We start from the raw sequence: 22,989 nt of genomic DNA, 5'->3' as shown, positions 1-22,989 counted from the left end.
TACTCTTAAACCCCTATTAATAGGCTTTTATTGAGAATGAATATAGAAAATATATTTACACCTTCATATGTTTCACTATTTTGTATAGAGTTATGAGTTTAATTGCTCTGTAGTATGTGGTTTTGGTTTTATTATGCTATTCGTTGATTAATATTATTAGGTGCAAAAGTTAAGAGATTTACTTAACGATAATGATTTAGAAGAATATGAATGGTAGTAGATATCAAAAGGTATGAGATTTATCTTGTTAAGTTAAATCCAACTGTTGGTTCTGAAATTCAAAAGACTAGACCATACATAGTGATTTCTCCAAACGAAATGAATGTTTTAAAAACAGTCATTATCTCTCCAATGACTTCTAAGGGCTTTGACTTTATATTTCGACCTAAAATAAAATTTGAAAAAAAAGATGGTTTAGTATTATTAGACCAGATTAGAACAGTTGATAAAACAAGACTTGTAAAAAAGCTTGGGGATGTTGATACAGCAACGTCAAAAGAGATTTCAAAAATGCTTGTTAATATGTTTGAACTGTAATTATATGATAATAAAACGCAGGAGCCAATATTTGACCCAACAACTTGCACCCCAACATCTCCACTTTTGAGATATAAACAACAAATATGATATAACAAAACTTTGGAGAGAAATAATTTACCCTAGCGAGCAAAACTATTTCTCAAGTCAACCGTTAATCAAGTATAACTTATGTTAGAACTGTATCATTCCATTTACTGGAGAAGAAGCAGTAGCATAAGGCTTCTTAGGAATACGTCCTGCAAGGTATGACATACGACCAGCACGAACAGCATGCTTCATAGCTTCTGCCATAATCATAGGGTTTTGTGCTTGAGCGATAGCAGTGTTTGTAAGCACTCCATCAGCACCTAACTCCATTGCATAAGCCGCATCAGAAGCACAACCAATCCCAGCATCAACAATGATAGGAAGATTTACAGCCTCACGAACAAAAACAATGTTGTAAGGATTTTGAATTCCAAGACCCGAACCAATAGGCGCAGCAAGAGGCATAATAGCATGTGCACCAGCATCTTCTAAACGCTTAGCCATAATCGGATCATCTGAAGTATAAGCCATAATAGTAAAACCTTCTTTAGATAAAACTTCACAAGCTTTAATAGTCTCTAAAACATCAGGATAGAGAGTTTTAGTAGTATCTCCAATAACTTCGAGTTTTATCAGGTCTATTCCAGTTGCTTCGCGAGTAAGTCTAAAAGTAGTTATAGCCTCTTCAGCAGTTACACATCCAGCAGAATTTGGAAGAAATTTTACATTAGTTCCAGCGAAAGTATCACGAAGATTTTCTTTATCTGGATCTGTGATGTTTAAACGACGTACCGCAACTGTTATAAGTTCACTTCCCGATGCAAGAGTTGCTTCTTTTGTAGTTTCAAAAGAGTCATATTTTCCGCTTCCAACGATTAAACGCGAGCCTAGTTCATATTTTCCGATTTTTAAAATGTTATCCATTAATTTTCCTTACTTATTAGTGAGTTTATAACATAAGCTTTCTTAGACTTTTGTTATGATTTTTACTCTTCTATATATCTTGAGTATTTTTTATTATTTTTCTTAGATTTATACATAGCATTATCCGCTTTGAGTATCAGTACATCTGCATCTATACCATCATCTGGGTAAAGGCTAGCACCAATTGAAGCTTTTATGGGAAGTTGGTGGTCCTCATAAGAAAATACTTCTGAAATCGAGTCGTGAATTTTATCTATAATTGTCTTTATTTCATCTTCAGATTGAAGATCGGCTAAAATAGCGACAAACTCATCTCCTCCAATTCTAGCACAAGTATCTGAATCTCTAAGAGCCCCGGAAACTCTTCTTGAAAACTCAACAAGATAGGCATCGCCAAAAGCATGTCCATAGTCATCATTAATATTTTTAAATTTATTTAAGTCAAAGAAAAGAACACCTACTAGCTTGTTATTTCTTTTAGATTTTCGTATTTCATTTTCTAGCCTATCTAAAAAGAGTGTTCTATTTGGAAGGCCAGTTAGTGCATCATGAAGCGATTTATGCTTTGTTTTTTGGTGCTCCTTATGTGTGAAAGATATGTCACTGATGACAACGCCAAAAACATTAGTACCAATGTTTATCATTTTAACTTGAAAGAAAGAACCGTCTTTATTGAGGCTATCAACAAAGACAATCTCACTTATTTCATTATGCAGTAACTCGCTTGACTTTACTTGAACAGTGGCAAGATTTTTTCTGTTTAAATAGTATAAAAAGTTGTTGATATTATCTCGAATATCTAACCAAGGCCTATTATGCTCTTGAATGATAAAATCATATGAGAGCTCTAAAACAACTTCATTGAGAGTATCGAGTGTCTTGAAAAATTTCTCTTGTTTTTCTTTGATTTTTATATTTTCGACCATTAAAGAGTGTGCTTGTTGAGAAAGGTTGCAAATTTCATCATCATATTCGTTAATCTTTTCAAAGATCTCATCCTTAATATGTCCATCTGAAAGGTAAGAATAAAGATAATCTTCGAAGTATTTAAACCTACGAATTCTTCTTTTAACAAGTCTTCTTACAACTATATGGTTACAGAACATTATGATGACTAAAAGAGATAGGGGGTAGGTTAAAAAGCTATAGTAAGGGGTAGAGGGTAAAAAATCCAGAAGGTAGTGTTTGTTTTTGTAAAGTGGGTAGATAGGGATACTTTTGGCAAAAACAACATTACTAAGAATATGAATTTTAGAAGTGTAGTCTGGAGTAGTAGTTCCAGTATAGATATCACTAGATGAAAAGTCATGCAGTTTTAAAAGATGATGTTCATACTCTTTTAGTTCATTTTGTAAAAAAGATGCATACATCGAATGAGAAAGTAATAGAACAACAATAATTAATATAGTATACATAAAGAGTAGATTTTTTTGTATTTCTTTCTTAAAAGAATTTTTCACTGGATACCCCTAGTTTTGTGTGCTAATTTATTATAGCATCTCTATCATGGTTATCATGTTTTGGGGTGTCAAGGAAAAGTCATTTCCCTTATGCATTTTAGCTAAAAGTGTATGTGTTAAAGAAGCATGGATTGAAGCATCTAAAGCAGAATATCCTTGTGCTAAAAGCCCACCAATTAGCCCACTAAGGACATCTCCACTACCACCTTTAGCTAATGCCCCAGTTCCATTACTATTGATATAAAACTCTCTGTTATGTGCAATAATAACATTTGCACCTTTGAGTAATAGTGTTACATTTGGATACAACTGAGAAAAGAGTTCTGCATAGTGAAAGCGATTTTGTTGCAGTTCTACCACAGAGATGTCGCAAATAGTAAGAAGTTTTAAAAGAAAGGTGAATTCTTTAGGATGGGGTGCAATAACGACATCTTGTCTCTGCAAAACTTGCTTGATTTCATCCATATAAAATATATCAGCATCACAGATAATAGGTAGTGAGTTGCCTAAAAAAAGAGCTAAATCTTTTTTTGAGAAGGAATTACCTAAACCCATACCTAAAGCAAGAGCAGTCGTGTTTTTTGGCAAAGAGTTACTTGACATAAGAGAGTAGGGAAGTTCTACTGGAGTTGAATTCTTCTCGTGGACTAGTGTTACAAGACCGCTGCCAAACTTTAAAGCAGAGAGCCCACTCATTATACTAGCACCACTTTTTTCTCCTAAAGCAACAGATAGGTGACCGTAAGTCCCTTTATGAGAATCTTTTTTTGTTCTAAATGGAAGTTTTAAATCTTGTTCTTCGAGTAGGTGCCATGGTGTAGTTGTTTCATAAATCCTGCGAGAAACACCTAAGTCTAAGACTTTTATCTCTCCTACATACTCTTTGGCCTCATCAAGAAAGAGAGACTTTTTAAGAGCACCCATAGTCAGTGAGATATCTGCTTTAAAAATGTTCTTTGCACAGGTTCCATTGCTCTGAAGTCCAGAGGGAATATCACAAGCAATTTTAAATGCTTTTACTTGATTTACATTAAGCATTAAAGCAGATAAATTTTCATCAAACTCACCCTTAAACCCTGTACCAACTAAGGCATCAACTAGAACATCACATTCGCTGAGTTTGGTACACTCATTCACACCAATACTTCTAGCTCTTTGGAGTTGAAGTAGTGCCATTTTTGATTTTGGTTCTTTGGCAAGAAGTATTTTTACATCATAATCAAAACTAAGTAAACGCGAGAGGGCTATGCCATCAGCACCATTGTTACCGCTACCACAGATAATAGTTATTGTGCTAGATAGGGGAAAGTTTTCTTTTATGTAAGAAGCCATACCATTAGCAGCATGCTCCATTAAAATATCTTCGCACAAGCCAAACTCTTCATAACAGCGTTTATCTAGGCTTGAGACTTCTTGGAAGATTTTTTGCATTTTCTACTCTTCTATTATGTACTCATCGATATTAACAATTTCACTTTTTATACTATTAAAAAGCAGAGTAGGACTATCTTTTCTAAACTGATAATAAAATTTATTTTTGTTAAATGTTTTGAGAACTGCTGTGTTAAAGTAGTTAAGGTTTGAACATTTACCTAGATATAAAAAAGAAAAAAGTAGTTTTATTTGCTGGCTTTCAAAAATTGCATGTGGTTGTGCTAGGAAAGTAAAACCATATTTTTGCATATTCATAAGACTTAGCATATAGAGTAGAAAATCTTCAAATTTTGTATAAAAACCATTAAGATTTTCAATATCGTGGAAAAAATAGTAGTAGTTTTCTAGAAGTTCTACTTTTGCAATTGTTGCAGAAAGTCTACTTCTTTCATCTTTTTTATTTGAAAAATATTTAGGATTAACAGCCATATAAATATGTTTTCTTGCATCTACAAGCTTTTGAAATTCTTCTTCAAATTCTGCTGATTCTTCAAATTTGATATAGTTAAAATCTTTGTCTTTGTAACGAAGTTCAATATTATCTTCAAAAGAGTCCGAAAAATCCATGTAAAATGTAGGAACAGAGCTGTCTATTGCAAAGTTTCTAAGCTTACAAGCAAGGTTAGTCTTTCCAGAACCTTCTTCTCCTATGATGAGAGTGTTGAGTGTTAGTTGACGTTTTTCTAGTTTTAAAGCACTTATTTTATTTGTATATTTACCGATTTCATTTCTCAAAGTTGTTCTCCATTTGTCTTTACATTGAAGTAATTATAGCTTATGTAATCTAAAACGCTATAATACAATTATGAATTACAAAACAATTGCACAAGAGACTTTAAACATAGAAGCACAAACACTATTAAACGCCGCGACTTTAATAGATGATGTGTTTGATAAAGCTGTTGATGTTATATTAAACTGTAAGGGAAAACTCATCATTACAGGTGTTGGGAAAAGTGGGCTTATAGGGGTTAAAATGGCCGCTACATTTGCTTCTACTGGAACACCTAGCTTTTTTCTTCATCCAACTGAGGCACTTCATGGTGACTTAGGAATGTGTGACAAAAATGATGTTGTGATTGGAATTAGTTACAGTGGCGAGAGTGAAGAACTGAGTTCTATTTTGCCACATATAAAACGCTTTAATGTCCCTCTTATCGGAATGACAAAAAATGCAAACTCTACGCTTGGTACTCAAAGTGACTTAGTTATTAAAATAGTGGTTGAAAAAGAGGCTTGTCCTATAGATACAGCACCTACAAGTTCAACGACATTAACTCTTGCTCTTGGTGATGCACTAGCTGTTTGTTTGATGAAGGCAAGAAACTTTCAAAAAAGTGACTTTGCCTCTTTTCACCCTGGTGGAGCCTTAGGTAAAAAACTTTTTGTAAAAGTTTCAAACCTTATGCAAACAAAGAACTTACCTGTTATTAACAAAGACACTAAAGTTAAAGAAGCGATTTTAATCATTAGCGAGGGGCGTTTAGGTACAGCTCTCATAGTTGACGAAGATAATAAACTCTTAGGACTTATGAGTGATGGCGATGTTCGTCGTGCTCTTTTAACTACTGAGTTTTCACTTGAAGATGAAGTTTTTAAGTATGCAACTATAAATCCTATGAGTATTGACAATGAAGATATGCTAGCAAGTGATGCACTTGTTTTGATAGAAGAAAAAAAGATACAACTGCTCGTTGTTACAGATAAAAACAAAAAGATAAAAGGCGTTCTTCACATTCATACGCTGATTGAAAAAGGAATATCATAATATTATGATGAGATTAAACAAATTTATAGCACACTATTCAACATATTCACGTCGCGAGGCGGACAAAGTTGTTCAAGAAGGCTACGTAAGAGTAAATGGCGAGATCCAAGAGAATCCTGCAACACAAGTTGACGAAAAAGCTGATGTAATCTACGTAAGTGGAAAACTCATAAGTCGTCAAGAGAAGTACACAGTAATAGTTTACAACAAACCAAAAGGTGAGCTTGTAACGAAAAATGACCCTAAAGGGCGTAAGACTATTTATGATTCACTAGGGAAAGATTTTAAGCACTATATTCCAGTTGGGCGTTTAGACTTTGCTAGTGAGGGAGTTCTTTTACTAACTGATGCTTCTCACGTAGCAACTGCACTAATGGAGTCAGACCTTGAGCGTCGTTATAAGATAAAGATAAAAGGTGAAGTGACGTCAGAGATGGAACATGCAATGTTAAATGGTATGTTTGTTGAAGATGCAACGGCTGGTGGTCATTCACACTCTAAGATAACTTCAATGGAATTCAAACCATTTTTAGGATATCAAATTCAAAAAAATGCACACAACTATTCGACATTAAAAGTTGCTATTTCTGAGGGAAAAAATCGTGAACTTCGTAGATTTTTTGCTCACTTTGATGCAGAAATAGCAGACTTGAAACGCGTTAGTTTTGCAGAAGTAGAACTAAACAATCTTCCAGAGGGTAAAACAAGATTCTTGACTCGTAGCGAATACTCGGCTTTGTTTACATTCTTAAAATCAGGAGAAAAATTAGCTCGTGAAATGGCGGGAAATCAGCCTAAACCAGCATTTAAAGCTAAATTTAACAAGCCTAAACCTGCTCCTAAACCTAGAGGGGATTCTAAGTCAAATCCAAGAGGCAAAGGCAAGAAGTAAGTTGTCTGATTTTACACAACTTCTTCGTCCATCTACATTTGATGAGTTAGTAGGTCAAGAGCACTTAAGCTCGCCTACTTCTCCACTTCGAATTCTTTGTGAAAAATTTGCACTTGGCCATAGTTTTTTTTATGGTCCTGCTGGAACTGGAAAAACTTCTATTGCGAGAATCATTGCAAAAACTATGGATCTTCCATTTTACGAGTTTAATGCAACCTCACTAAAGATAGACCAACTTCGTAAAATATTTGAACAGTATAAAAATGCTCTCCAAAAACCTCTTATATTTATAGATGAGGTTCATAGACTTGCGAAAAATCAACAAGAAGTTCTACTTCCAGTTATGGAAAATAACTCCGTGTTAGTTATAGGTGCTTCAACAGAAAATCCATTTTACTCATTAACATCTGCAATTCGTTCGCGTTCAATGCTTTTTGAACTAAAGCATATAACTAACGAGTCATTATCAAATCTTTTACAAAGAGCACTTCAAGTAAATAGTTTAGAAGTAGATGATGAGGCTAAAGAGTATTTAGTAGCGAGTAGTGGAGGGGATGCACGTGCAATGCTCAAACTTTTGGAGTTTGCTTCAAATCTAGATAGTAAAATTAGTATTGACACTTTAAAGTCCCTTCGTCCACATGCACTCGCAGCAGGCAGTAGTGAGGCTGGCGTTCATTACGACTTGGCATCTGCTCTCATAAAATCCATTCGTGGTTCTGATGCCGATGCAGGTATATACTACCTTGCAAGGTTGATAGACGGTGGAGAGAGTGCAGAGTTTATAGCACGGCGTTTAGTAATACTAGCGAGTGAAGATGTAGGAAATGCTAATCCTCAGGCACTTACTCTTACAACTTCTACATTAACAAGTGTGAGTAAAATAGGGTATCCAGAAGCGAAAATCATTTTAGCTCAAGCCGTCATTTATCTCTGCGCATCCCCAAAATCAAACTCAGCATATATGGCAATTAATGAAGCCTTAAACGCAGTCAAGAATGGATTAGTGCTAGAAATACCTCCATATTTACAACAAACTAAAACAACACTCTCGGATGACGAATCACCATATCTCTATCCACATGATTTTGGTGGTTATGTAAAACAAGAGTATTTATCTCAACCAGTTAAATTTGTAGAGCTAAAGAGTATTGGTTATGAGAGGAAAATGAAAGAGTGGTTGGATAGTTTAAAAAGATTTAACATAGAATAACATTTTATTTAATCTTTCTTGTGCTATATTATAAAAAAGTTTTATAGGGTTTAATAATGTCAAGGTCAAGTAATAATTTTGAAGTAATAATAGTTGGAGCAGGTATATCTGGTGCTGCATTAGCATATGAGTTGGCTCGATATACTAATGTTGAAAGTATTGCTATAGTAGAAAAGTATGAAGATATTGCAACTCTTAATACAAAAGGTACTAGTAATTCACAAACTATTCATGTTGGAGATATTGAGACCAACTATACATTAGAAAAAGCAGCTATCACAAAAAGAACAGCTAAGATGGTTGAGTTGTACTGTTTAGAGCATAAGTTAGAAAACAAAGCAATGTTCTCACATCAAAAAATGGCACTTGGTGTTGGTGAAGAAGAAGTAGAGTTTTTACTGCAAAGGTATGAAGAGTTTTCAGAGCTATTTCCATACTTAGAGGTTTGGGATAAAGATAAGTTAAAAGAACTAGAACCAAAAGTTGTTTGGGGGCTTGATGGGAAGGAACGCCATGAGCCGATAGTCGGTATAGGTGCTCGTAACCAATGGACAACTGTTGATTATGGTGTTTTAGCTAAAGATATGATTCAAAAGGCTAAAGAACAGCCTAACACAAGAGTTGAACTAATATTAGAAACAGAGGTACAAACACTTGAGAGAAGTGGTAAACGTGGATATAAAGTTCTAACTAAAGAAGAAAACCTTTATGCTGACTTTGTAGTTGTAAATGCTGGAGCACATAGTCTTTTTCTCGCACATAAAATGGGATACGGACAGAATTTAGGATGTTTACCAATAGCCGGAAGTTTTTACTTAACAAATGAAAAGATGTTAAATGGCAAAGTTTATATGATTCAAAACAATAAGTTACCATTCGCAGCACTTCATGGTGACCCTGATGTTCTAGCAGATGGAAATACTCGCTTTGGTCCAACTGCTTTAGTTCTACCAAAACTAGAACGTTTCAAGCCTGGGACCTATCTAGACTTTTGGAAAACACTTCGCTTTGATATGAAAATTGCTAAGGCCTTATGGAAACTACTTAAAGAGTCCGATATTCGTAATTACATATTTCGTAACTTTCTATTTGAAGTCCCATATTTCAATAAAATATTGTTTTTAAACGATGCTAGAAAAATTGTTCCATCACTAAAAAAAGAAGAGTTCATTTATGCCAAAGGTTTTGGTGGTGTTCGTCCCCAGGTTATAAACAAAGATGAGGAAAAGCTAATGCTTGGAGAAGCTTCTATAAATACAGGAGAGGGTATTATATTTAACATGACCCCATCTCCAGGTGCTACAAGTTGTCTTGGAAATGCAGAGAGGGATTTACGTTTTGTTGTAGCATACTTAGGTAAAACATTTGATGAGGATAGATTTAAAGAAGAGCTTACTGAGGGTGATTATTGTGTTCTTCCTGAGCCTGTTGCAGCTGAAAAAGTAAATGCGAATAAAATTCGTGAAGCAATTCGTAGAACACATGAAGAGTATTATGTAGAGCATGTTCAAGGTGAACCAAATGAGAGTTTCTGGGATAAACCACATAGTAAGATATAAAATAATTAAAGAGAGTTAAATGACTTTTTTGCTCTCTTTATAAAAGAGAGCAAGTCCGCGTTTAGACTTGCTGTCTAACTCATACGAAATTAATTTTAAGTACCCTAAAACATCTTTTTTTGAAACTTCAGTTTTCTGTGATGCTTGTTGTAAAATATACTGAGGGATTTTAACCTTAGATTTTAAAAACTCTTTTTCTATTCTCTTATAGAGTTTTTTATCTTTATGATAGCAAAGTAAGGCAAAGACAAAGGGAAGTTGGTACTTATCATGCCAAATTTCTGCCAAGTCAAGATAGTTACTATTTTCTAGAGAATACCTTAATGCTTTATCTCCAATGAGTACTTCACCTTGTATGCCTAAAACATCCGCTAAAACATTAGACGAAGCAGATTCTAAATCTTTTTTAGAAGTTACTGATGGGATTATAATAACACTTTTCACATGTTTTTTTGCGATAATTCCAAGCGAAACATACTTACTCTTTTTTGCACTTATACTTGATATAAACGCAGCATCAACCCTGCGTTTATGAAAAGCAGTGTTTACCGTTGAGGGAACACCGCGTTTATATTCCATACTCATTTTTGAGGCGCTATTCTTGATAAATCGCTTCATAAAAACATGAAAAGGTAAAAGATTGAGATATTCTATTTTTCCAAAAATCATGAGGGAATTATACACTGCTTAACTTATCTTAGATATAATCACAATAATAATTATGAAGGTAAAAGAGATGATAAGAGTTGAATTTTTAGGACCGATACAAAAGCCAAGCCTAGAGTTGGACATACAAAACCTAAGCGAACTAGCAGCAGTTTTGCAGCAAGATGACGAGATGAGTGAGTGGTTAACTAACTGCGCGGTTGCTGTAAATGACACTTTAGTTTCTTCTCTTGAAGTTCCTTTAAAAGATGGAGATAAAGTTTCTTTACTTCCTCCTGTTTGTGGTGGTTAGTCAGTGTTAAGTTTATATGATGGGGCTTTAGATGTTCCAGTAATACTAAAAAATTGGTACGAAGAAGAAGCAACTAATAACTATGGCGCTTATATACCATTTGTTGGAACCGTAAGAAGTGAAGATGGCATAGATGGGCTAAGTTTTGACATATATGAGCCTATACTGAATTCTTGGTTTTCATCATGGCAAGAAAAAGCAAAAGCGAAAGGTGCAGTTATTAAGATGGCACATTCTCGTGGAGATGTTATGCTTCACGAGTCCTCTTACATCGCTTCTGTTTTTTCACCTAAACGCAGGGTTGCACTAGAGTTTATAGATGAGTTTGTTGAAGACTTTAAAGCAAGTGCTCCCATCTGGAAGTATGACTTACTTAATGGGAAAAGAGTGTATGCACTTGATCGCTCAACTGCTATTAAAGGTAGTGGAATTTTAGGAGAAAAGAAATGAATTTTATCTCATACGAAGCTAGTAAAAATATGCTCGATTTACTTGAAGTAAATGCCGATCGATTTGAAAGAGTACCTCTGAGCTCGGCTCTTGGTCGTATCTTAGCGGTAGACATTGTGGCAAAGTTTAACGATCCTCAGTTTCCAACGGCATCAATGGATGGTTATGCTGTTAAGCATGAAGACTTGGCAGCTGGAGCGATCTATGTTTTAGGAGACAACCCTGCAGGACATGATGAAACTCGTGTGATTGAAAATGGCGAATCTATAAAAACTTTTACCGGTTCTATGATGCCTACAGGTTCAGATACTCTTATTCAGATAGAAAATGTAACTTATAAAGATGGTAAGATTACTATTGATGAAGAGGTTGTAAAAGGTTTCTCTGTTCGCCCTATTGGAGAAGGCTACAAATCTGGAGAGGTTCTTATTGAAGAGGGAACTAAAATAGGTTTTGCAGAAATCGGTGTGATGGCAGGACTTAATCAAGTGATGGTGAAAGTTGTAGTTCGTCCTCGTGTGGCAGTTATAGCTACAGGAAGTGAAATCTTAGATCTTGGCGAAAATAGTGATAATCCAGCTCAGATAAGAAGTTCAAACAACTATACATTGGCAGCACTTTTTGAGTCAGTAGGGGCAGAAGTTATTCAGCTTGGAACAGCCCCTGATGATAAAGATGCAATAATGAAAACATTTAACACAGCCCTAGAGAGTGCTGACATCCTTGTAAGTACTGGCGGTGTAAGTGTTGGTGATTATGACTTTGTAAAAGACATTGTGCCGCGTTTAGGTGCTGATGTCGTTTTTAAAGGGGTTGGTATAAAACCTGGTCGTCATATAATGGTGGCACAAAAAGAGAGTAAATTTATCTTAGCACTTCCAGGGTTTGCTTACTCTTCTACTGTAGCAGCAATTCTTTATGCTATTCCACTTATATCGAAGATGTTGAAAAGTGCAATACCATTTAAAATAGTAGCTGCAAAACTACAAGAAGACTTCAATAAACGCAGTCGTTATACAGAGTTTACAGCTTGTAATGTTCTCATAGAAGATGGACAATATCTTGTTAACTTTGAAGGAAAGAAAGTTGGAAGTTCAGCAATACTTACTAATATGTTAAATGATAGCGGACTGATGATAGCAGGAGAAGAAGATAAGTTTTTAGAGAGTGGAACTTATGTAAATGTTATTATATTCGAGAAGTAAAAGGTTACTTATGAAGAAAAGCTCTTATCACAGCTAAGAGCATAACTATTCATAAAGTGTAGATAAAATTTGTGAAACTTTATATATTTTGTAAAGCTTTCACCCTGTAACTTCGTCTATGAATATCACAATACCCATGTTTTTTAATCATATCAATATGCAAGGCAGTTCCATAACCCTTATGTTTTTCAAAGCCATATTGAGGGTATAGTAGAGAATCCTTTATAATATTTCTATCATGTGTTACTTTTGCTAAAATTGAAGCTGCACTCACTTCTGGCACTTTCCCATCTGCTTTTACCATAGTGACTAATCCTTCCACACCAAAAGTAGTATTTCCATCAAAAAGATACTCACTTGCATCAAGTTTAGACTTTATCTCATTTAGTGCCTTATTCATGCATTTTGATATTCCCTCTTCATCTATCTCTTTAGAAGATATAACAACTATATGATTTAGAGTGTTTGGCAGTATAGCCTCAAAAAGCTTATATCTTTTTTTTTCACTAATCTTTTTGGAATCGTTAAGACCATCAGTGGGGATTCCAGAGTTAAACATACATCCAGCAACAACTAAATCTCCTGCAATAGGACCACGACCAGCTTCATCAATTCCGCATAACATATATCAATCTCCTAGTGCCCAAATATCAAAGGGTATTATATCAACTTGAGAGAGAGGATGTGATATATTCCCCTCCTTATTCATAGTTATAACTGTTACTTTCTTTATAGAGTGGGTAAATATAAACGCTTCAATACTTTCTAGTTTTTTAAAGAGTCTTCGTTCATCGACAAAAGGTTTACATATTGTATTTGATTTGAGTAGTTCAAGGTAAACCATATTTTCAAAGAGGTGCCCAAAGTTCTTCTCTATCGAGGAAATACAAAAAAGTATCCTACTCCTACAATATTTATTCTTGATGAAAAATCTGTTTGCTAAATAATAAGTGAAATTATTTTAGGATATTTTAGTAAAAGTTGGTTTTTCAGCAATGACTAAGTAAAGGCCAATAGATTTTTTACTAGAACTTTATAATTGCATCTAACTGAACGCGCTCATAATCTGTACCCTCAGCTTTAGCATCTTTACTCGCATAGCGTGTATTATAGAACATAGTAGCTGCAAGATATGTGTTCTTACCAAATTTATATTTTGTTCTGATAGCATGACCTTTTGCAGCTGTACCACCACCCATGTTATCTGAGTCAGAGTGTGCACCAAGTGTTGCATCTTCTTGTAAGTCTGTGTAAGAATACTTTAACTGCCAGTCATGAACTTTTTTAGCCTTACCAACTTGAAATGCTACGTCATATCCAAAATTTTTCTCAGTTGCAGCAGTATTATATGCTACTCCAGCAGCTAGTGCAAGTGGAAAACCAAGTACATTTTTGAATTTAAGTTCAGCAAATCCTTCAGCGATATGATAATCATTCACAAATGTACCATCTTCTTTTACTATTGCTCCGCTGGCATCTACCATAGTATTACCCATACTCGAAGTTTTATTAGAAGTATAAAGAGACGTATTTCCTTTTACGCCATCATAGTAGTAAAAACCTGCACCTAGATTAAGTTTTGTGCTTTCGAACTTAGTTGTTCTTACATATTGTGCTATAACAAGATTTATAATATCTTTATTTACAGAAGCCTCTGCCAAATTAATTTGATTAGCCCCAAGAGTGATCATATTTGATTTATCGTTGTATTGGTAGTTAATACCATCTAATGAAATATCATTATCCCAAACAAGTTGTGATTTAATAGGTCTATACATCATATATGGTGATCTACCTACTTTGAGAGTAGAATTACCGAATGTATAATCAAGTGCTACGGCATTGAATCTCATTGAGTCTACAAAGTACTCTGAAAGAGCACGAGGATTCTTCTGAGTAATAACACCATTTTTCACTTCTTGCTCTACAAAAGTTTGGTTACCTGAAGTTGGATTAGCGTTACCACTTCTCATACCAACTTCTAATTGAAGATGATCTGTAATATCAACATGTGCACCTAGTCTTAAACGGTATCGACCAAGATACTGGAGTTTTTCACTACCATCAGAGTAGTAATACTCTTTACTCTCATATCTTATTCTTAAATCACCTTTGAAATGAAACCTGTCCTGGAAGTCTTTTTCATGTACGTCAGTTGCGTCTTTCACTACTTCTATACGTTCAATAGGATGATCTATATCTGATTCAGCCATTGCTAAAGTAGTGAGCATTAGAGTAGATAAAATAATTTTTTCACAAAAACCATTTAGTGGTTTTTTGCGCTGTAATTTATTACTTGTCATTTTTAATTCCTGTTTTTTTGTTTGTTGGCGACATTATAGAGTCAGTCAGTTACACTTTGGTTACATGATTTATTTCAAATGTAACCAAAACGCAACCAAGGAGTTTTATAATTCGGCTATCTAAAATATAAAAGGTATGTCAAATGATAAGTATAAAAGTACTTAAAATCGTAGTTGCAAGTTCAATTTTAGTTTCTGGTTTAAACGCCAACGATATTTTAAAAGGAAGTGGTGCGTCTTTTCCTTATAGTGTATATCAAAAATGGATCAAAGCTTACAACACTGATACTGATGTAAAAGTTGATTACATTAAGAAGGGTTCATCTAAAGGTATCAAAGACGTAAAAGCAAGAGCTGTTGATTTTGCTGGAACAGATAAGCCACTTTCTCCTAAAGTTTTAAAACAAAATGGACTTTATCAATTCCCAGGTGTAGTTGGAGCAATTACTATGGGTTATAACCTTCCAGGTATTGACTCTCTTAAACTAAGCAGAAACGCAATCGTTGCTATAGCTTCTGGAAAAGTTGCTTACTGGGATAATGAAATTATCTCAAAAGAGAATGCAGGTGTAAAACTTCCACATGAAAAACTTACTTTTGTACACCGTGCAGATGGAAGTGGAACTACTTATAACTTCACATACTACTTAAGTAAAGTTTCTAAGGATTGGAGAAAATCTTTTGGTGCTAAGAAGTCACTTTCATGGCCAGGTGACCATCATATAGGTGGAAAAACAAACTCTGGTGTTGCAGCATTACTTAAGCAAACGACTTATTCTGTAGGTTACATTGACTATGCGGATGCAAAGAACAATTCGATTGCAATGGCTACAGTAGAAAACCGTGAAGGAAACTATATAGTTCCTTCTTTAAAATCATTTCAAATAGCAGCAGCAAAAGCCACACTTGATCCTGCTAAAGATTTTTACTCTATCATAGCTGACCCTAAAGGTGCAGATTCTTATCCAATGGTTGCAGCAACTTTTATCCTTGTTCCATCGGAAAAACCACAAATGAACAAAAGAGTTACAGCATTTTATGACTGGTGTTATACAGATGGTCAAGAAATTGCTAAAAGCTTAGGTTTTGTTCCATTACCTGCAACTTTAACTACTAAGATTAGAGCTTACTGGGATACAAAAGGTATCACGAAAGCTTTATAAATTTCATTCTTTCTTGTAACCATTGTGTAATCAAATTTCTATAAAATTCCATATAAAATTTATATAGGCTATATATACATGGAAAAAATCTTTCAAAAGCTATCAATAAGTAGTGCTACTCTTGTAGTGATTATTCTTGTTGGTATCTTTATAACTCTTTTTAGAGCTGCCTCTCCTGCAATTAATGAGTTTGGTTTTGACTTTATCGTAAACGCAGACTGGAATAAGGAAGTTTCTCTTTCTAGTGAACAAACGGCGTCTATGGATGACAGTGATGAAATCATCGATGAAGATGAGATGTTGTTTGATGAGGATGATGAAGACTCTTTAAGTAAAACTGTCTATGGTGGTCTTGTTCCAATAGTTGGTACACTTCTTACTACAATTATTGCACTCACATTTGCTTTACCCATTGCTATGGGTATTGCAGTTTTTTTAGCTGAAATTGCTCCTAAAAACATTGCTCATGTTGTAGGTATTGCTATTGAACTTTTAGCAGCTATACCTTCTATCATATTTGGTATGTGGGGGCTTTATTATTTTGCTCCCATTATCGCTGATTTATTTGGTGGATATCAGGTATCACTATTAACAGCTGGACTTGTTCTTGGAGTAATGGTTCTTCCTTTTATGGCGGCCATTACAAGAGATAGTATGAACACGACTCCAAATGTTTTAAAAGAATCTGCATACGCTTTAGGTGCTACAAAGTTTGAAGTTATAAAAGACATCATCTTTCCATACTCAAAGGTAGGTATCATCGGTTCTATCATTTTAGCTCTAGGTCGTGCTTTGGGTGAGACTATGGCTGTGGCGTTTCTTATCGGGTCTATATTTGTACTTCCTCAAAAGATTACCGATCCGACTATCTCCATACCTGTCGCGATGGCAAACAACTTTGGCGAAGCAAGTGGACTTGGAGAGAGCTCTCTTTTTTATCTTGCACTCATTTTATTTGTAATCTCATTTGCAATTATCTCCCTTGCAAAATTTTACTTCTTAAAAAAGGCTAACTAATGCGTCTGCTAATAAATAAGCTATTTTTAGTTCTCTCTAGTCTTTCTGCACTTATAGGTTTGATGTTTTTAGCTTGGATACTTATTACTCTTTTTGTTAAGGGTTTAGGTTCTTTTCACTTCAATCTTTTCCTAAACGACCTTATCGATGGAGGTCTTAGAAATCTTATAGTAGGACAGTTTATATTAGCAGGACTCGCATCATTTATAGGGATCCCACTTGGCATGATTGCCGGTATTTATATTCAAGAGTATGGACAAGGAAAATATGCCGTGTTTATCCGTGACCTAAGTGACATTATGATGTCTGCACCTTCAATAGTCATCGGTGCATTTGTGTATGCTGTTATTGTTGTACCTACTGGTGGAACATGTGGTTTTGCAGGAGCGATTGCACTTGCCATTATGATGATACCCGTTGTGATAAATACAACTGATAATATGCTCTCTCTTGTTCCTCGTGAACTTCGTGAAGCAGGAATAGCACTTGGTGCTTCAAAGTATAAGGTCATTATCGACATCGTCATTAAAGCTGCTAAAGTTGGAATAATGACAGGAATTTTACTCGCGTTTGCTCGTATAATTGGTGAGACTGCGCCCTTACTGTTTACATCAGAAACGTCAAACTACTTTAGTCTTGATTTAACACAGAGTTTTCCATCTCTAACGGTAAGTATTTACGACTTAGCAAATGAGCCCGAGGAGTCTAGTCGTGATTTGGCATGGGCCGCGTCATTTATACTTACAGTTTTGGTTTTAGTTATAAACCTCACTGGAAGATTTATAACGAGAAATAAGAAGTAATAGACTTTTATAAAATTTTAAATAAAAACTGTGAAAGGAAACTGATAACATTATTCGAATTTGTTGGTATTTTATTCAGTAAGAAGAGATTTATTTTTCATTCTGCTGTATTTATTTGCCTATTCTGGCACAACGAACATAAAGTTTTTCTTTTTTTTGCTTTGCATATGAGGTACCAACATTAAAGTTGACAATCCAAAAAAAGTCCGATCTATGAAGTATCATAATAAACATATAGTTGAGGGTAACTATTTTGTTCTTCTTTAGCTAAACTGACTAAGGTTGTACTATGTAAAAGTACAAATAAAAAGATGATTTTCATAGCTATAAACGAGTAAGAAGAGATACAGCAAGAAAACCAGATTCAACTTTATTCGCATCAACTACTAATCAAAGAGTAGATACGGAAGTCGTAATCGCTTATTTTAATCTCTTCGTAGAAGAGATTACTAAACCAACAGTTGCAGTTGTTGACAATGCATCCATACATACTAGTAAAAAGTTTAAAGATATGCTACCTGGATAGAACTTGATGCTTATAAATCTACCAAAAACATGGAAAACTACATTGAAAAAGTGATTAAGGGATATGGGATAGATTATGAAATTAATTTTGGGTAGTTACTTAGCAGCAACTTTTATCCTTGTTCCTTCAGAAAAGCCTGAGATGAACAAAAGAGTTACAGCATTTTACGAGTGGTGTTATAAAGATGGACAAGAGATTGCTAAAAGTTTAGGTTTTGTTCTTTTAGCAGAATCTTTAAGAGGTAAGATTCAAAATTACTGGATAAAAAAGGTATACAATAATACAATAATAATATAATACTTTTAGGTTCCATAGTGTAGACTCATTTTATGAAAAATATTTTATCACACACTTTCACATTTGAACTACAATCTTCCAAGGTACAAAGTAGATATAAAAATATTATCTTCATAAATGAAGCAGATAATATAAAGCACTTTGTTCAATATATACAGTATTCACAAAATACTGATAAGTCTATAAACCTTAGGCATGTCAATATCAAAGTGGATAGATCTTACTACTTAGAAATAGCAAATATATGTATAGATAATAGAGCACGTTCTATACACTTTTTCTCTACACTTGGTAAACGACGATTTGGTGCTTCCAATAAGCAAGTTGATGTATATTTCTCTGTTGAGGGCTTAGATGCAAAGGCACTGTTCCCAAATTATCTGAATCATTATAAGGGTATTGAGTTCAAACCTTTCCATAAGGCAACAACAAAATACTCCACCAATGAATATCGTATATACATTCAAAAGTATAACGACATACATATTGTCTACCTTGATCAGTTAAATATCACTTCAAGAAAGAAAATCCATAAAGTTTTTTGTGTAGATATCACTAATGATGATTTAGATTTATATAACAGCATTCAAAACCCACAGCAAAAAGTAGATTTTATATTCAGTGAAATTGGTAAAGTTTATTTTAGAAGTATAGAGGAAACTTTTGTAGAAAATTATGGCAAGTTCGAAACGAGTGAAGAGTTAGCGATGTCAATGCTAATAAAAACAAGCGATGAAATGGAAAAAAGTTCCCGCATTAATGAGAATTCTACTTTTAGAAAGATTCAAGAAATTCGTAGCAACATAGGAGAGGTTGGCTCCAGACTATACGGTATATCTCTCAATCTAATTAATAAACCAACAGAAAGTGTAAATAATGAATTTGGACTTGTGATTAAAGAATTTAAAGTTTACCTCGAAGGTATACCAGGACTCAAAGAAGTTTTCTCTCACTTAAAAAGTATACAAGAGTTAAGTGATTCTAGAACCTTGTATTATCTACTTTCAAAAGATGATCAAGATTTCAAAGACATTATACTTTATATTCTTGAAGCTTTTTCTTTATGGAACAAGTACATACATGCAGAAGAAGAAAATATTAAAGCTTTTAACATTGCTTCAGTTGACTTAGCAGATGCTTTACGTTACTTTATAGATGTTTGCTATAAGTTTAACCATGAGTATAAATGTTTAGATTTTGAACCAGGAAAAGAACAAAAACAGGAACAAGTAAAAGTATTAAATGACCAAGTTCCTTTAGAGAATATTGCGCTTGATTCCGAGGAGACAACTCACACCTCAGCAGAGATGTATGTCTCAGAAATTGATCTTGATTCAGAAGTCTGTGATGAACTTTTAGAGCTAGAAAGAGATATAGAGGTATTTCGTTATACAAACCACTATTCTAATGATATGAATGAGAGTCTGGTTCGGTTTTTTGAAGGTTATACAAAGGTCGTAAATACACTTTTAGAGTTTAAAGATCTTAGTTACTCTTTAAGCCTACTTTCTCAGAAGCTTCGTGAATACGAAATAGATGAAAATAGTAGTATGTTATCACTTTTAATAGAGGGACTTATTTCAGATTTATTAGAATGGAAACGCTCTGTTTTAATAGAAAAAACAGCCAAAGATATTCACTTTATGGATAAGTCATTTTACTCAAATATCGCTCAAATTGACATGTTGGTGGATCAAAATAAACTTGGTTATGATGGTGGTGATGGTGGTGATGATGGTGGTGATGGTGGTGTAGAATTCTTTTAGACACTGCAAAATTTACGTAATCAAACTTATATAAAATATCGCTATGGAAAAAAATACTTCAAAAACTTGCACTCTCTAGTGATATAATTAACCCCTAAAACTAAACCAGTAAATCTTATTTTTTAATTCCAAAATGTTAGAATAAAAAGATGAAGATATAGGGATTAAAAATGAGTACAAAACGAAAGACATACAGTGTAGATTTCAAGGCAAAATTAGTTCTTGAAGTTTTAGAGGGCGGTAGATGTCAGGCTAGTTGTCCAAATTAAGTACCTTGAAAGTAGCACCTTTATCTAGCTTGCATGTATTTCAGCTGCTATGATATCCCCCAAACAGCAGAGAGGTTTTTATACTCTTCATTGCTAGCAACACTTATGAGATATTCTCTCTCTTCTTGAGGGAGTTTGTTGGCTGGTGTGCAGTGCTTGAAACTTTTTTTTGCAGTACTAAAAGTGTAGCTTATAATCGAAAAGATTTCCCCGTACCCTTGGGTCGGGATTATTTATTCTCTTTTTACTTTTTAAGCAGATATTGGATTCAAACTTTCAAAAATATACAGTAAAGACAATCAGATACAAACTCTATAATATAGCTGGTAAGGTTATCTCTCATGCGCGAGATACAATACTAAAAGTACATAATTTAATAGTGATGGATTCAAAAAAAATGAGTTTTTATGAATTTAGAGGTGTGGAAAATATTATGGAATTATACTTTTAAATCACATATAGTCGTGATAGTATGATAGAATAGCACATCAACATATTTTCAATTATAGAACTAAAATAAATTAGGCTCAGCTTTTATAGTGGATGCTAATGTGTTTTAAGCACTAATAAAAAAGGATTACCGAATGGAAGGTTCAATTATTACAGGAGTAATTGTTATATTTGCAATTGTTATTATTGTAAAAGGTGTGAAAGTCGTATCTCAAGCAGATATGGTTGTTATTGAAAGATTAGGTAAGTTTCATAATGTTTTAAAAGGTGGATTAAACTTTATTGTGCCAATTGTGGACAATCCTGTGAATAGACTGACGACTAAGGAGCAGATGATCGATATACCTAAGCAATCTGTGATTACTAAAGACAATGTGAACATATCAATTGATGGTATTGTCTTTTGTAGTGTTGAAGATGCTAAAGAAGCTACTTATAATGTTGTTGATTTTAAAAAAGCTATTTCTAATTTAGCAATGACCACTCTGAGAAGTGAAATAGGTTCAATGCAATTAGATGATACATTATCTAATAGAGATACTCTTAACACCAAGCTTCAAGCAGCACTTGGGGATGCTTCTGTAAACTGGGGTGTGAAAATAACACGTGTTGAAATTAGTGATATTGCCGTGCCTAAAGAAATTGAGGTTGCAATGAATATGCAGATGCAAGCAGAGAGAGAAAAAAGAGCAAAAGAGACTACAGCAGAAGCAGATAAGAATGCTCAAATTTTAAATGCAGAAGGCTTTAAACAAGAGGAAATATTAAAAGCTGAGGCTATTATGAAAATGGCAGATGCTCTAAAGTATGAGCAAATTGCGATTGCAGAAGGACAGAAGGACTCAATGACTCTTATTAATGAATCAATGAAAGAGAATAAAGAAGCTTCAGAGTATCTATTAGCCAAAGATAGGATCAAAGCTTTTGAAAAACTAGCAGCTAGTGATTCTGCAAATAAAGTCATTCTTCCATACAATGTAACAGAAATGATTGGCTCAATGAGTGTTGTAGGTGATGCACTATTTAAAGGATTGGGTGATGGAAAGCTTAACTCTTAGTTTAATTTCTCCAACGATTCTAATAGCAATAGGTATTGGACTTATTGCTATGGAGGCACTTGTCTTTACTTTTGTCTTCTTTTGGTTTGGATTAGCCTTTCTGACAGTAGGAGTTTTATCATACTTCCCACTTTTTACCGATGGTTTGTGGCAATTATCAACTATAGCTATTTTAGCTATATTATCATTAATACTGTTAAGAGCAAAAGCAACGGATTTATTCTTAAACTCCCAAGCTGAGAAGAATAATGATAACTTTCTTAATGAAAAGGGCATAGGAGTTATTAAAAATGGCAAGGTTTACTACAAAGCAACATATTGGAATATTGACCCTACTAATAAAGAGTCTTTTAACGAAGGCGAAAGTGTAAATGTTCTGTCTGCACTTAAAGGTGTAGTAGCGATAGAAAAAATAATTTCAGAAAACTTATAATCATTCTAATACATTTAACAACAAGGGAGAACTAAATAAATGACTGGATTTTTCGCAATACTTAAAAAGATAAGCATACTTGCTGATGACACGACTATTGCCTTGAAACACACCTCAAGTATTCTAAGTGATGATATTGCTGTTACAGCAGAGCAATCATCATCTTTTCGTGCATCAAGAGAACTTCCTGCAATTTGGTCTATCACTAAGGGTTCTTTTTTAAACAAATTAATTATTCTCCCTATAGTATTCTTATTGTCTGCATTTCTTCCTAGTGTAATTATTCCTATTTTAATAATGGGTGGTGTCTATTTGAGCTACGAAGGCTTTGAAAAAGTACATGCATACATTTTTCCTCACAATGAAGATAGCAAGGATAAAGCCGAGCTTACTGATGAAGAAGTGTTAGTACAAGAGAAAGAGAATATTAAAGATGCGGTTGTTACGGATTTTGTATTGTCTATAGAAATTGTA

General features: G+C 34.2%; 25 protein-coding genes. 17 read left to right on the top strand and 8 right to left on the bottom strand.

Annotation, left to right across the window (positions count from 1 at the left end; translation table 11 throughout):
• Positions 1-210: 210 nt before the first annotated feature.
• The gene (locus tag HOG88_RS04950; RefSeq protein WP_295003827.1) at positions 211-537 is read left to right on the top strand and encodes a type II toxin-antitoxin system PemK/MazF family toxin; all 327 of its coding nucleotides are present in this window, start codon (positions 211-213) and stop codon (positions 535-537) included.
• Positions 538-711: 174 nt separating this feature from the next.
• On the opposite strand, the gene HOG88_RS04945 is transcribed toward HOG88_RS04950, so the two are convergent.
• The 4 genes from HOG88_RS04945 to HOG88_RS04930 all read right to left on the bottom strand — a co-directional run bounded on the left by HOG88_RS04945 (position 712) and on the right by HOG88_RS04930 (position 5,120).
• Positions 712-1,491, bottom strand: a complete 780-nt coding sequence (locus tag HOG88_RS04945; protein WP_295003825.1) for a thiazole synthase — start codon at positions 1,489-1,491, stop codon at positions 712-714.
• A gap of 62 nt (positions 1,492-1,553) precedes the next feature.
• Positions 1,554-2,951: a GGDEF domain-containing protein gene (locus HOG88_RS04940; protein ID WP_295003823.1), complete on the bottom strand. Its 1,398-nt coding sequence runs from the start codon at positions 2,949-2,951 to the stop codon at positions 1,554-1,556.
• Between the two features lie 30 nt (positions 2,952-2,981).
• Positions 2,982-4,382: an NAD(P)H-hydrate dehydratase gene (locus tag HOG88_RS04935; RefSeq protein WP_295003821.1), complete on the bottom strand. Its 1,401-nt coding sequence runs from the start codon at positions 4,380-4,382 to the stop codon at positions 2,982-2,984.
• Between the two features lie 3 nt (positions 4,383-4,385).
• The gene (locus tag HOG88_RS04930) at positions 4,386-5,120 is read right to left on the bottom strand and encodes an ATP-binding protein (protein ID WP_295003819.1); all 735 of its coding nucleotides are present in this window, start codon (positions 5,118-5,120) and stop codon (positions 4,386-4,388) included.
• 70 nt (positions 5,121-5,190) lie between these two features.
• On the opposite strand from HOG88_RS04930, the gene HOG88_RS04925 reads away from it, so the two are divergent.
• From HOG88_RS04925 to HOG88_RS04910, 4 genes are read left to right on the top strand one after another with little or no spacing between them, the layout of a single operon-like run.
• Positions 5,191-6,153: an SIS domain-containing protein gene (locus HOG88_RS04925; protein ID WP_295003817.1), complete on the top strand. Its 963-nt coding sequence runs from the start codon at positions 5,191-5,193 to the stop codon at positions 6,151-6,153.
• 4 nt (positions 6,154-6,157) lie between these two features.
• Entirely contained in the window at positions 6,158-7,045 is an 888-nt protein-coding gene (locus tag HOG88_RS04920; RefSeq protein WP_295003815.1) for a pseudouridine synthase, read from the top strand.
• Between the two features lies 1 nt (position 7,046).
• Positions 7,047-8,258: a replication-associated recombination protein A gene (locus HOG88_RS04915; protein WP_295003813.1), complete on the top strand. Its 1,212-nt coding sequence runs from the start codon at positions 7,047-7,049 to the stop codon at positions 8,256-8,258.
• Positions 8,259-8,314: 56 nt separating this feature from the next.
• Positions 8,315-9,817: an FAD-dependent oxidoreductase gene (locus HOG88_RS04910; protein ID WP_295003811.1), complete on the top strand. Its 1,503-nt coding sequence runs from the start codon at positions 8,315-8,317 to the stop codon at positions 9,815-9,817.
• A 15-nt stretch (positions 9,818-9,832) separates the two neighbouring features.
• Here the strand turns inward: HOG88_RS04910 and HOG88_RS04905 are convergent, their stop codons facing one another.
• Positions 9,833-10,486, bottom strand: coding sequence for an MqnA/MqnD/SBP family protein (locus HOG88_RS04905; protein ID WP_295003809.1), 654 nt, complete (start codon positions 10,484-10,486; stop codon positions 9,833-9,835).
• 67 nt (positions 10,487-10,553) lie between these two features.
• On the opposite strand from HOG88_RS04905, the gene HOG88_RS04900 reads away from it, so the two are divergent.
• From HOG88_RS04900 to HOG88_RS04890, 3 genes are read left to right on the top strand one after another with little or no spacing between them, the layout of a single operon-like run.
• A complete protein-coding gene (locus HOG88_RS04900; protein ID WP_295003807.1) occupies positions 10,554-10,775 on the top strand; it encodes a MoaD/ThiS family protein in 222 nt (73 codons plus the stop codon).
• Positions 10,776-10,778: 3 nt separating this feature from the next.
• Positions 10,779-11,225, top strand: a complete 447-nt coding sequence (locus HOG88_RS04895; RefSeq protein ID WP_295003805.1) for a molybdenum cofactor biosynthesis protein MoaE — start codon at positions 10,779-10,781, stop codon at positions 11,223-11,225.
• A complete protein-coding gene (locus tag HOG88_RS04890) occupies positions 11,222-12,430 on the top strand; it encodes a molybdopterin molybdotransferase MoeA (RefSeq protein ID WP_295003803.1) in 1,209 nt (402 codons plus the stop codon). Before HOG88_RS04895 ends, HOG88_RS04890 begins: the two co-directional genes overlap by 4 nt.
• A 79-nt stretch (positions 12,431-12,509) precedes the next feature.
• Here HOG88_RS04890 and HOG88_RS04885 read toward each other — a convergent pair whose 3' ends face one another.
• From HOG88_RS04885 to HOG88_RS04875, 3 genes are all read right to left on the bottom strand, one after another.
• Positions 12,510-13,055: a ribonuclease HII gene (locus tag HOG88_RS04885; protein WP_295003801.1), complete on the bottom strand. Its 546-nt coding sequence runs from the start codon at positions 13,053-13,055 to the stop codon at positions 12,510-12,512.
• 3 nt (positions 13,056-13,058) lie between these two features.
• Complete coding sequence (locus HOG88_RS04880; RefSeq protein WP_295003799.1) at positions 13,059-13,274, bottom strand: hypothetical protein; 216 nt, start codon at positions 13,272-13,274, stop codon at positions 13,059-13,061.
• A gap of 181 nt (positions 13,275-13,455) precedes the next feature.
• The gene (locus tag HOG88_RS04875; RefSeq protein ID WP_295003797.1) at positions 13,456-14,733 is read right to left on the bottom strand and encodes a putative porin; all 1,278 of its coding nucleotides are present in this window, start codon (positions 14,731-14,733) and stop codon (positions 13,456-13,458) included.
• Positions 14,734-14,876: 143 nt separating this feature from the next.
• Between HOG88_RS04875 and pstS the strand changes: the two genes are divergently transcribed.
• The 9 genes from pstS to HOG88_RS04830 form a co-directional block, all read left to right on the top strand.
• A complete protein-coding gene (pstS, locus tag HOG88_RS04870) occupies positions 14,877-15,896 on the top strand; it encodes a phosphate ABC transporter substrate-binding protein PstS (RefSeq protein WP_295003795.1) in 1,020 nt (339 codons plus the stop codon).
• 78 nt (positions 15,897-15,974) lie between these two features.
• A complete protein-coding gene (gene pstC, locus HOG88_RS04865) occupies positions 15,975-16,913 on the top strand; it encodes a phosphate ABC transporter permease subunit PstC (RefSeq protein ID WP_295003793.1) in 939 nt (312 codons plus the stop codon).
• On the top strand, positions 16,913-17,716 hold the full coding sequence (gene pstA / locus HOG88_RS04860; protein WP_295003791.1) for a phosphate ABC transporter permease PstA: 804 nt from the start codon (positions 16,913-16,915) through the stop codon (positions 17,714-17,716). Before pstC ends, pstA begins: the two co-directional genes overlap by 1 nt.
• A 601-nt stretch (positions 17,717-18,317) precedes the next feature.
• Complete coding sequence (locus HOG88_RS04855; protein ID WP_295003789.1) at positions 18,318-18,539, top strand: hypothetical protein; 222 nt, start codon at positions 18,318-18,320, stop codon at positions 18,537-18,539.
• A 32-nt stretch (positions 18,540-18,571) separates the two neighbouring features.
• Positions 18,572-20,305 (top strand): hypothetical protein, encoded by a 1,734-nt coding sequence (locus HOG88_RS04850; RefSeq protein WP_295003787.1) that lies wholly within the window; start codon positions 18,572-18,574, stop codon positions 20,303-20,305.
• Positions 20,306-20,475: 170 nt separating this feature from the next.
• A complete protein-coding gene (locus HOG88_RS04845; RefSeq protein WP_295003785.1) occupies positions 20,476-20,574 on the top strand; it encodes a transposase in 99 nt (32 codons plus the stop codon).
• A gap of 584 nt (positions 20,575-21,158) precedes the next feature.
• Positions 21,159-22,082, top strand: coding sequence for an SPFH domain-containing protein (locus HOG88_RS04840; protein ID WP_295003783.1), 924 nt, complete (start codon positions 21,159-21,161; stop codon positions 22,080-22,082).
• Entirely contained in the window at positions 22,063-22,515 is a 453-nt protein-coding gene (locus HOG88_RS04835; RefSeq protein WP_295003781.1) for a nodulation efficiency protein D, read from the top strand. The genes HOG88_RS04840 and HOG88_RS04835 overlap by 20 nt, the downstream gene beginning before the upstream one ends.
• Before the next feature lie 39 nt (positions 22,516-22,554).
• Positions 22,555-22,989, top strand: a 435-nt coding sequence (locus HOG88_RS04830) for a DUF808 family protein (RefSeq protein ID WP_295003779.1), incomplete at its 3' end; no start/stop codon positions are given.

The organism is Sulfurimonas sp., assembly GCF_018698455.1.
Lineage (GTDB): Bacteria > Campylobacterota > Campylobacteria > Campylobacterales > Sulfurimonadaceae > Sulfurimonas.
This window is presented reverse-complemented; position numbering and strand designations above follow the sequence as displayed.

Coding starts and splice junctions, on each gene's coding strand:
- HOG88_RS04890 (WP_295003803.1), top strand. CDS start 11,222: ATGAATTTTATCTCATACGAAGCTAGTAAAAATATGCTCGATTTACTT.
- HOG88_RS04925 (WP_295003817.1), top strand. CDS start 5,191: ATGAATTACAAAACAATTGCACAAGAGACTTTAAACATAGAAGCACAA.
- HOG88_RS04920 (WP_295003815.1), top strand. CDS start 6,158: ATGATGAGATTAAACAAATTTATAGCACACTATTCAACATATTCACGT.
- pstA (WP_295003791.1), top strand. CDS start 16,913: ATGCGTCTGCTAATAAATAAGCTATTTTTAGTTCTCTCTAGTCTTTCT.
- HOG88_RS04905 (WP_295003809.1), bottom strand. CDS start 10,486: ATGATTTTTGGAAAAATAGAATATCTCAATCTTTTACCTTTTCATGTT.
- HOG88_RS04880 (WP_295003799.1), bottom strand. CDS start 13,274: ATGGTTTACCTTGAACTACTCAAATCAAATACAATATGTAAACCTTTT.
- HOG88_RS04945 (WP_295003825.1), bottom strand. CDS start 1,491: ATGGATAACATTTTAAAAATCGGAAAATATGAACTAGGCTCGCGTTTA.
- HOG88_RS04855 (WP_295003789.1), top strand. CDS start 18,318: ATGAAATTAATTTTGGGTAGTTACTTAGCAGCAACTTTTATCCTTGTT.
- pstC (WP_295003793.1), top strand. CDS start 15,975: ATGGAAAAAATCTTTCAAAAGCTATCAATAAGTAGTGCTACTCTTGTA.
- HOG88_RS04840 (WP_295003783.1), top strand. CDS start 21,159: ATGGAAGGTTCAATTATTACAGGAGTAATTGTTATATTTGCAATTGTT.
- HOG88_RS04885 (WP_295003801.1), bottom strand. CDS start 13,055: ATGTTATGCGGAATTGATGAAGCTGGTCGTGGTCCTATTGCAGGAGAT.
- HOG88_RS04910 (WP_295003811.1), top strand. CDS start 8,315: ATGTCAAGGTCAAGTAATAATTTTGAAGTAATAATAGTTGGAGCAGGT.
- HOG88_RS04935 (WP_295003821.1), bottom strand. CDS start 4,382: ATGCAAAAAATCTTCCAAGAAGTCTCAAGCCTAGATAAACGCTGTTAT.
- HOG88_RS04835 (WP_295003781.1), top strand. CDS start 22,063: ATGGAAAGCTTAACTCTTAGTTTAATTTCTCCAACGATTCTAATAGCA.
- HOG88_RS04900 (WP_295003807.1), top strand. CDS start 10,554: ATGATAAGAGTTGAATTTTTAGGACCGATACAAAAGCCAAGCCTAGAG.
- pstS (WP_295003795.1), top strand. CDS start 14,877: ATGATAAGTATAAAAGTACTTAAAATCGTAGTTGCAAGTTCAATTTTA.
- HOG88_RS04950 (WP_295003827.1), top strand. CDS start 211: ATGGTAGTAGATATCAAAAGGTATGAGATTTATCTTGTTAAGTTAAAT.
- HOG88_RS04845 (WP_295003785.1), top strand. CDS start 20,476: ATGAGTACAAAACGAAAGACATACAGTGTAGATTTCAAGGCAAAATTA.
- HOG88_RS04875 (WP_295003797.1), bottom strand. CDS start 14,733: ATGACAAGTAATAAATTACAGCGCAAAAAACCACTAAATGGTTTTTGT.
- HOG88_RS04850 (WP_295003787.1), top strand. CDS start 18,572: ATGAAAAATATTTTATCACACACTTTCACATTTGAACTACAATCTTCC.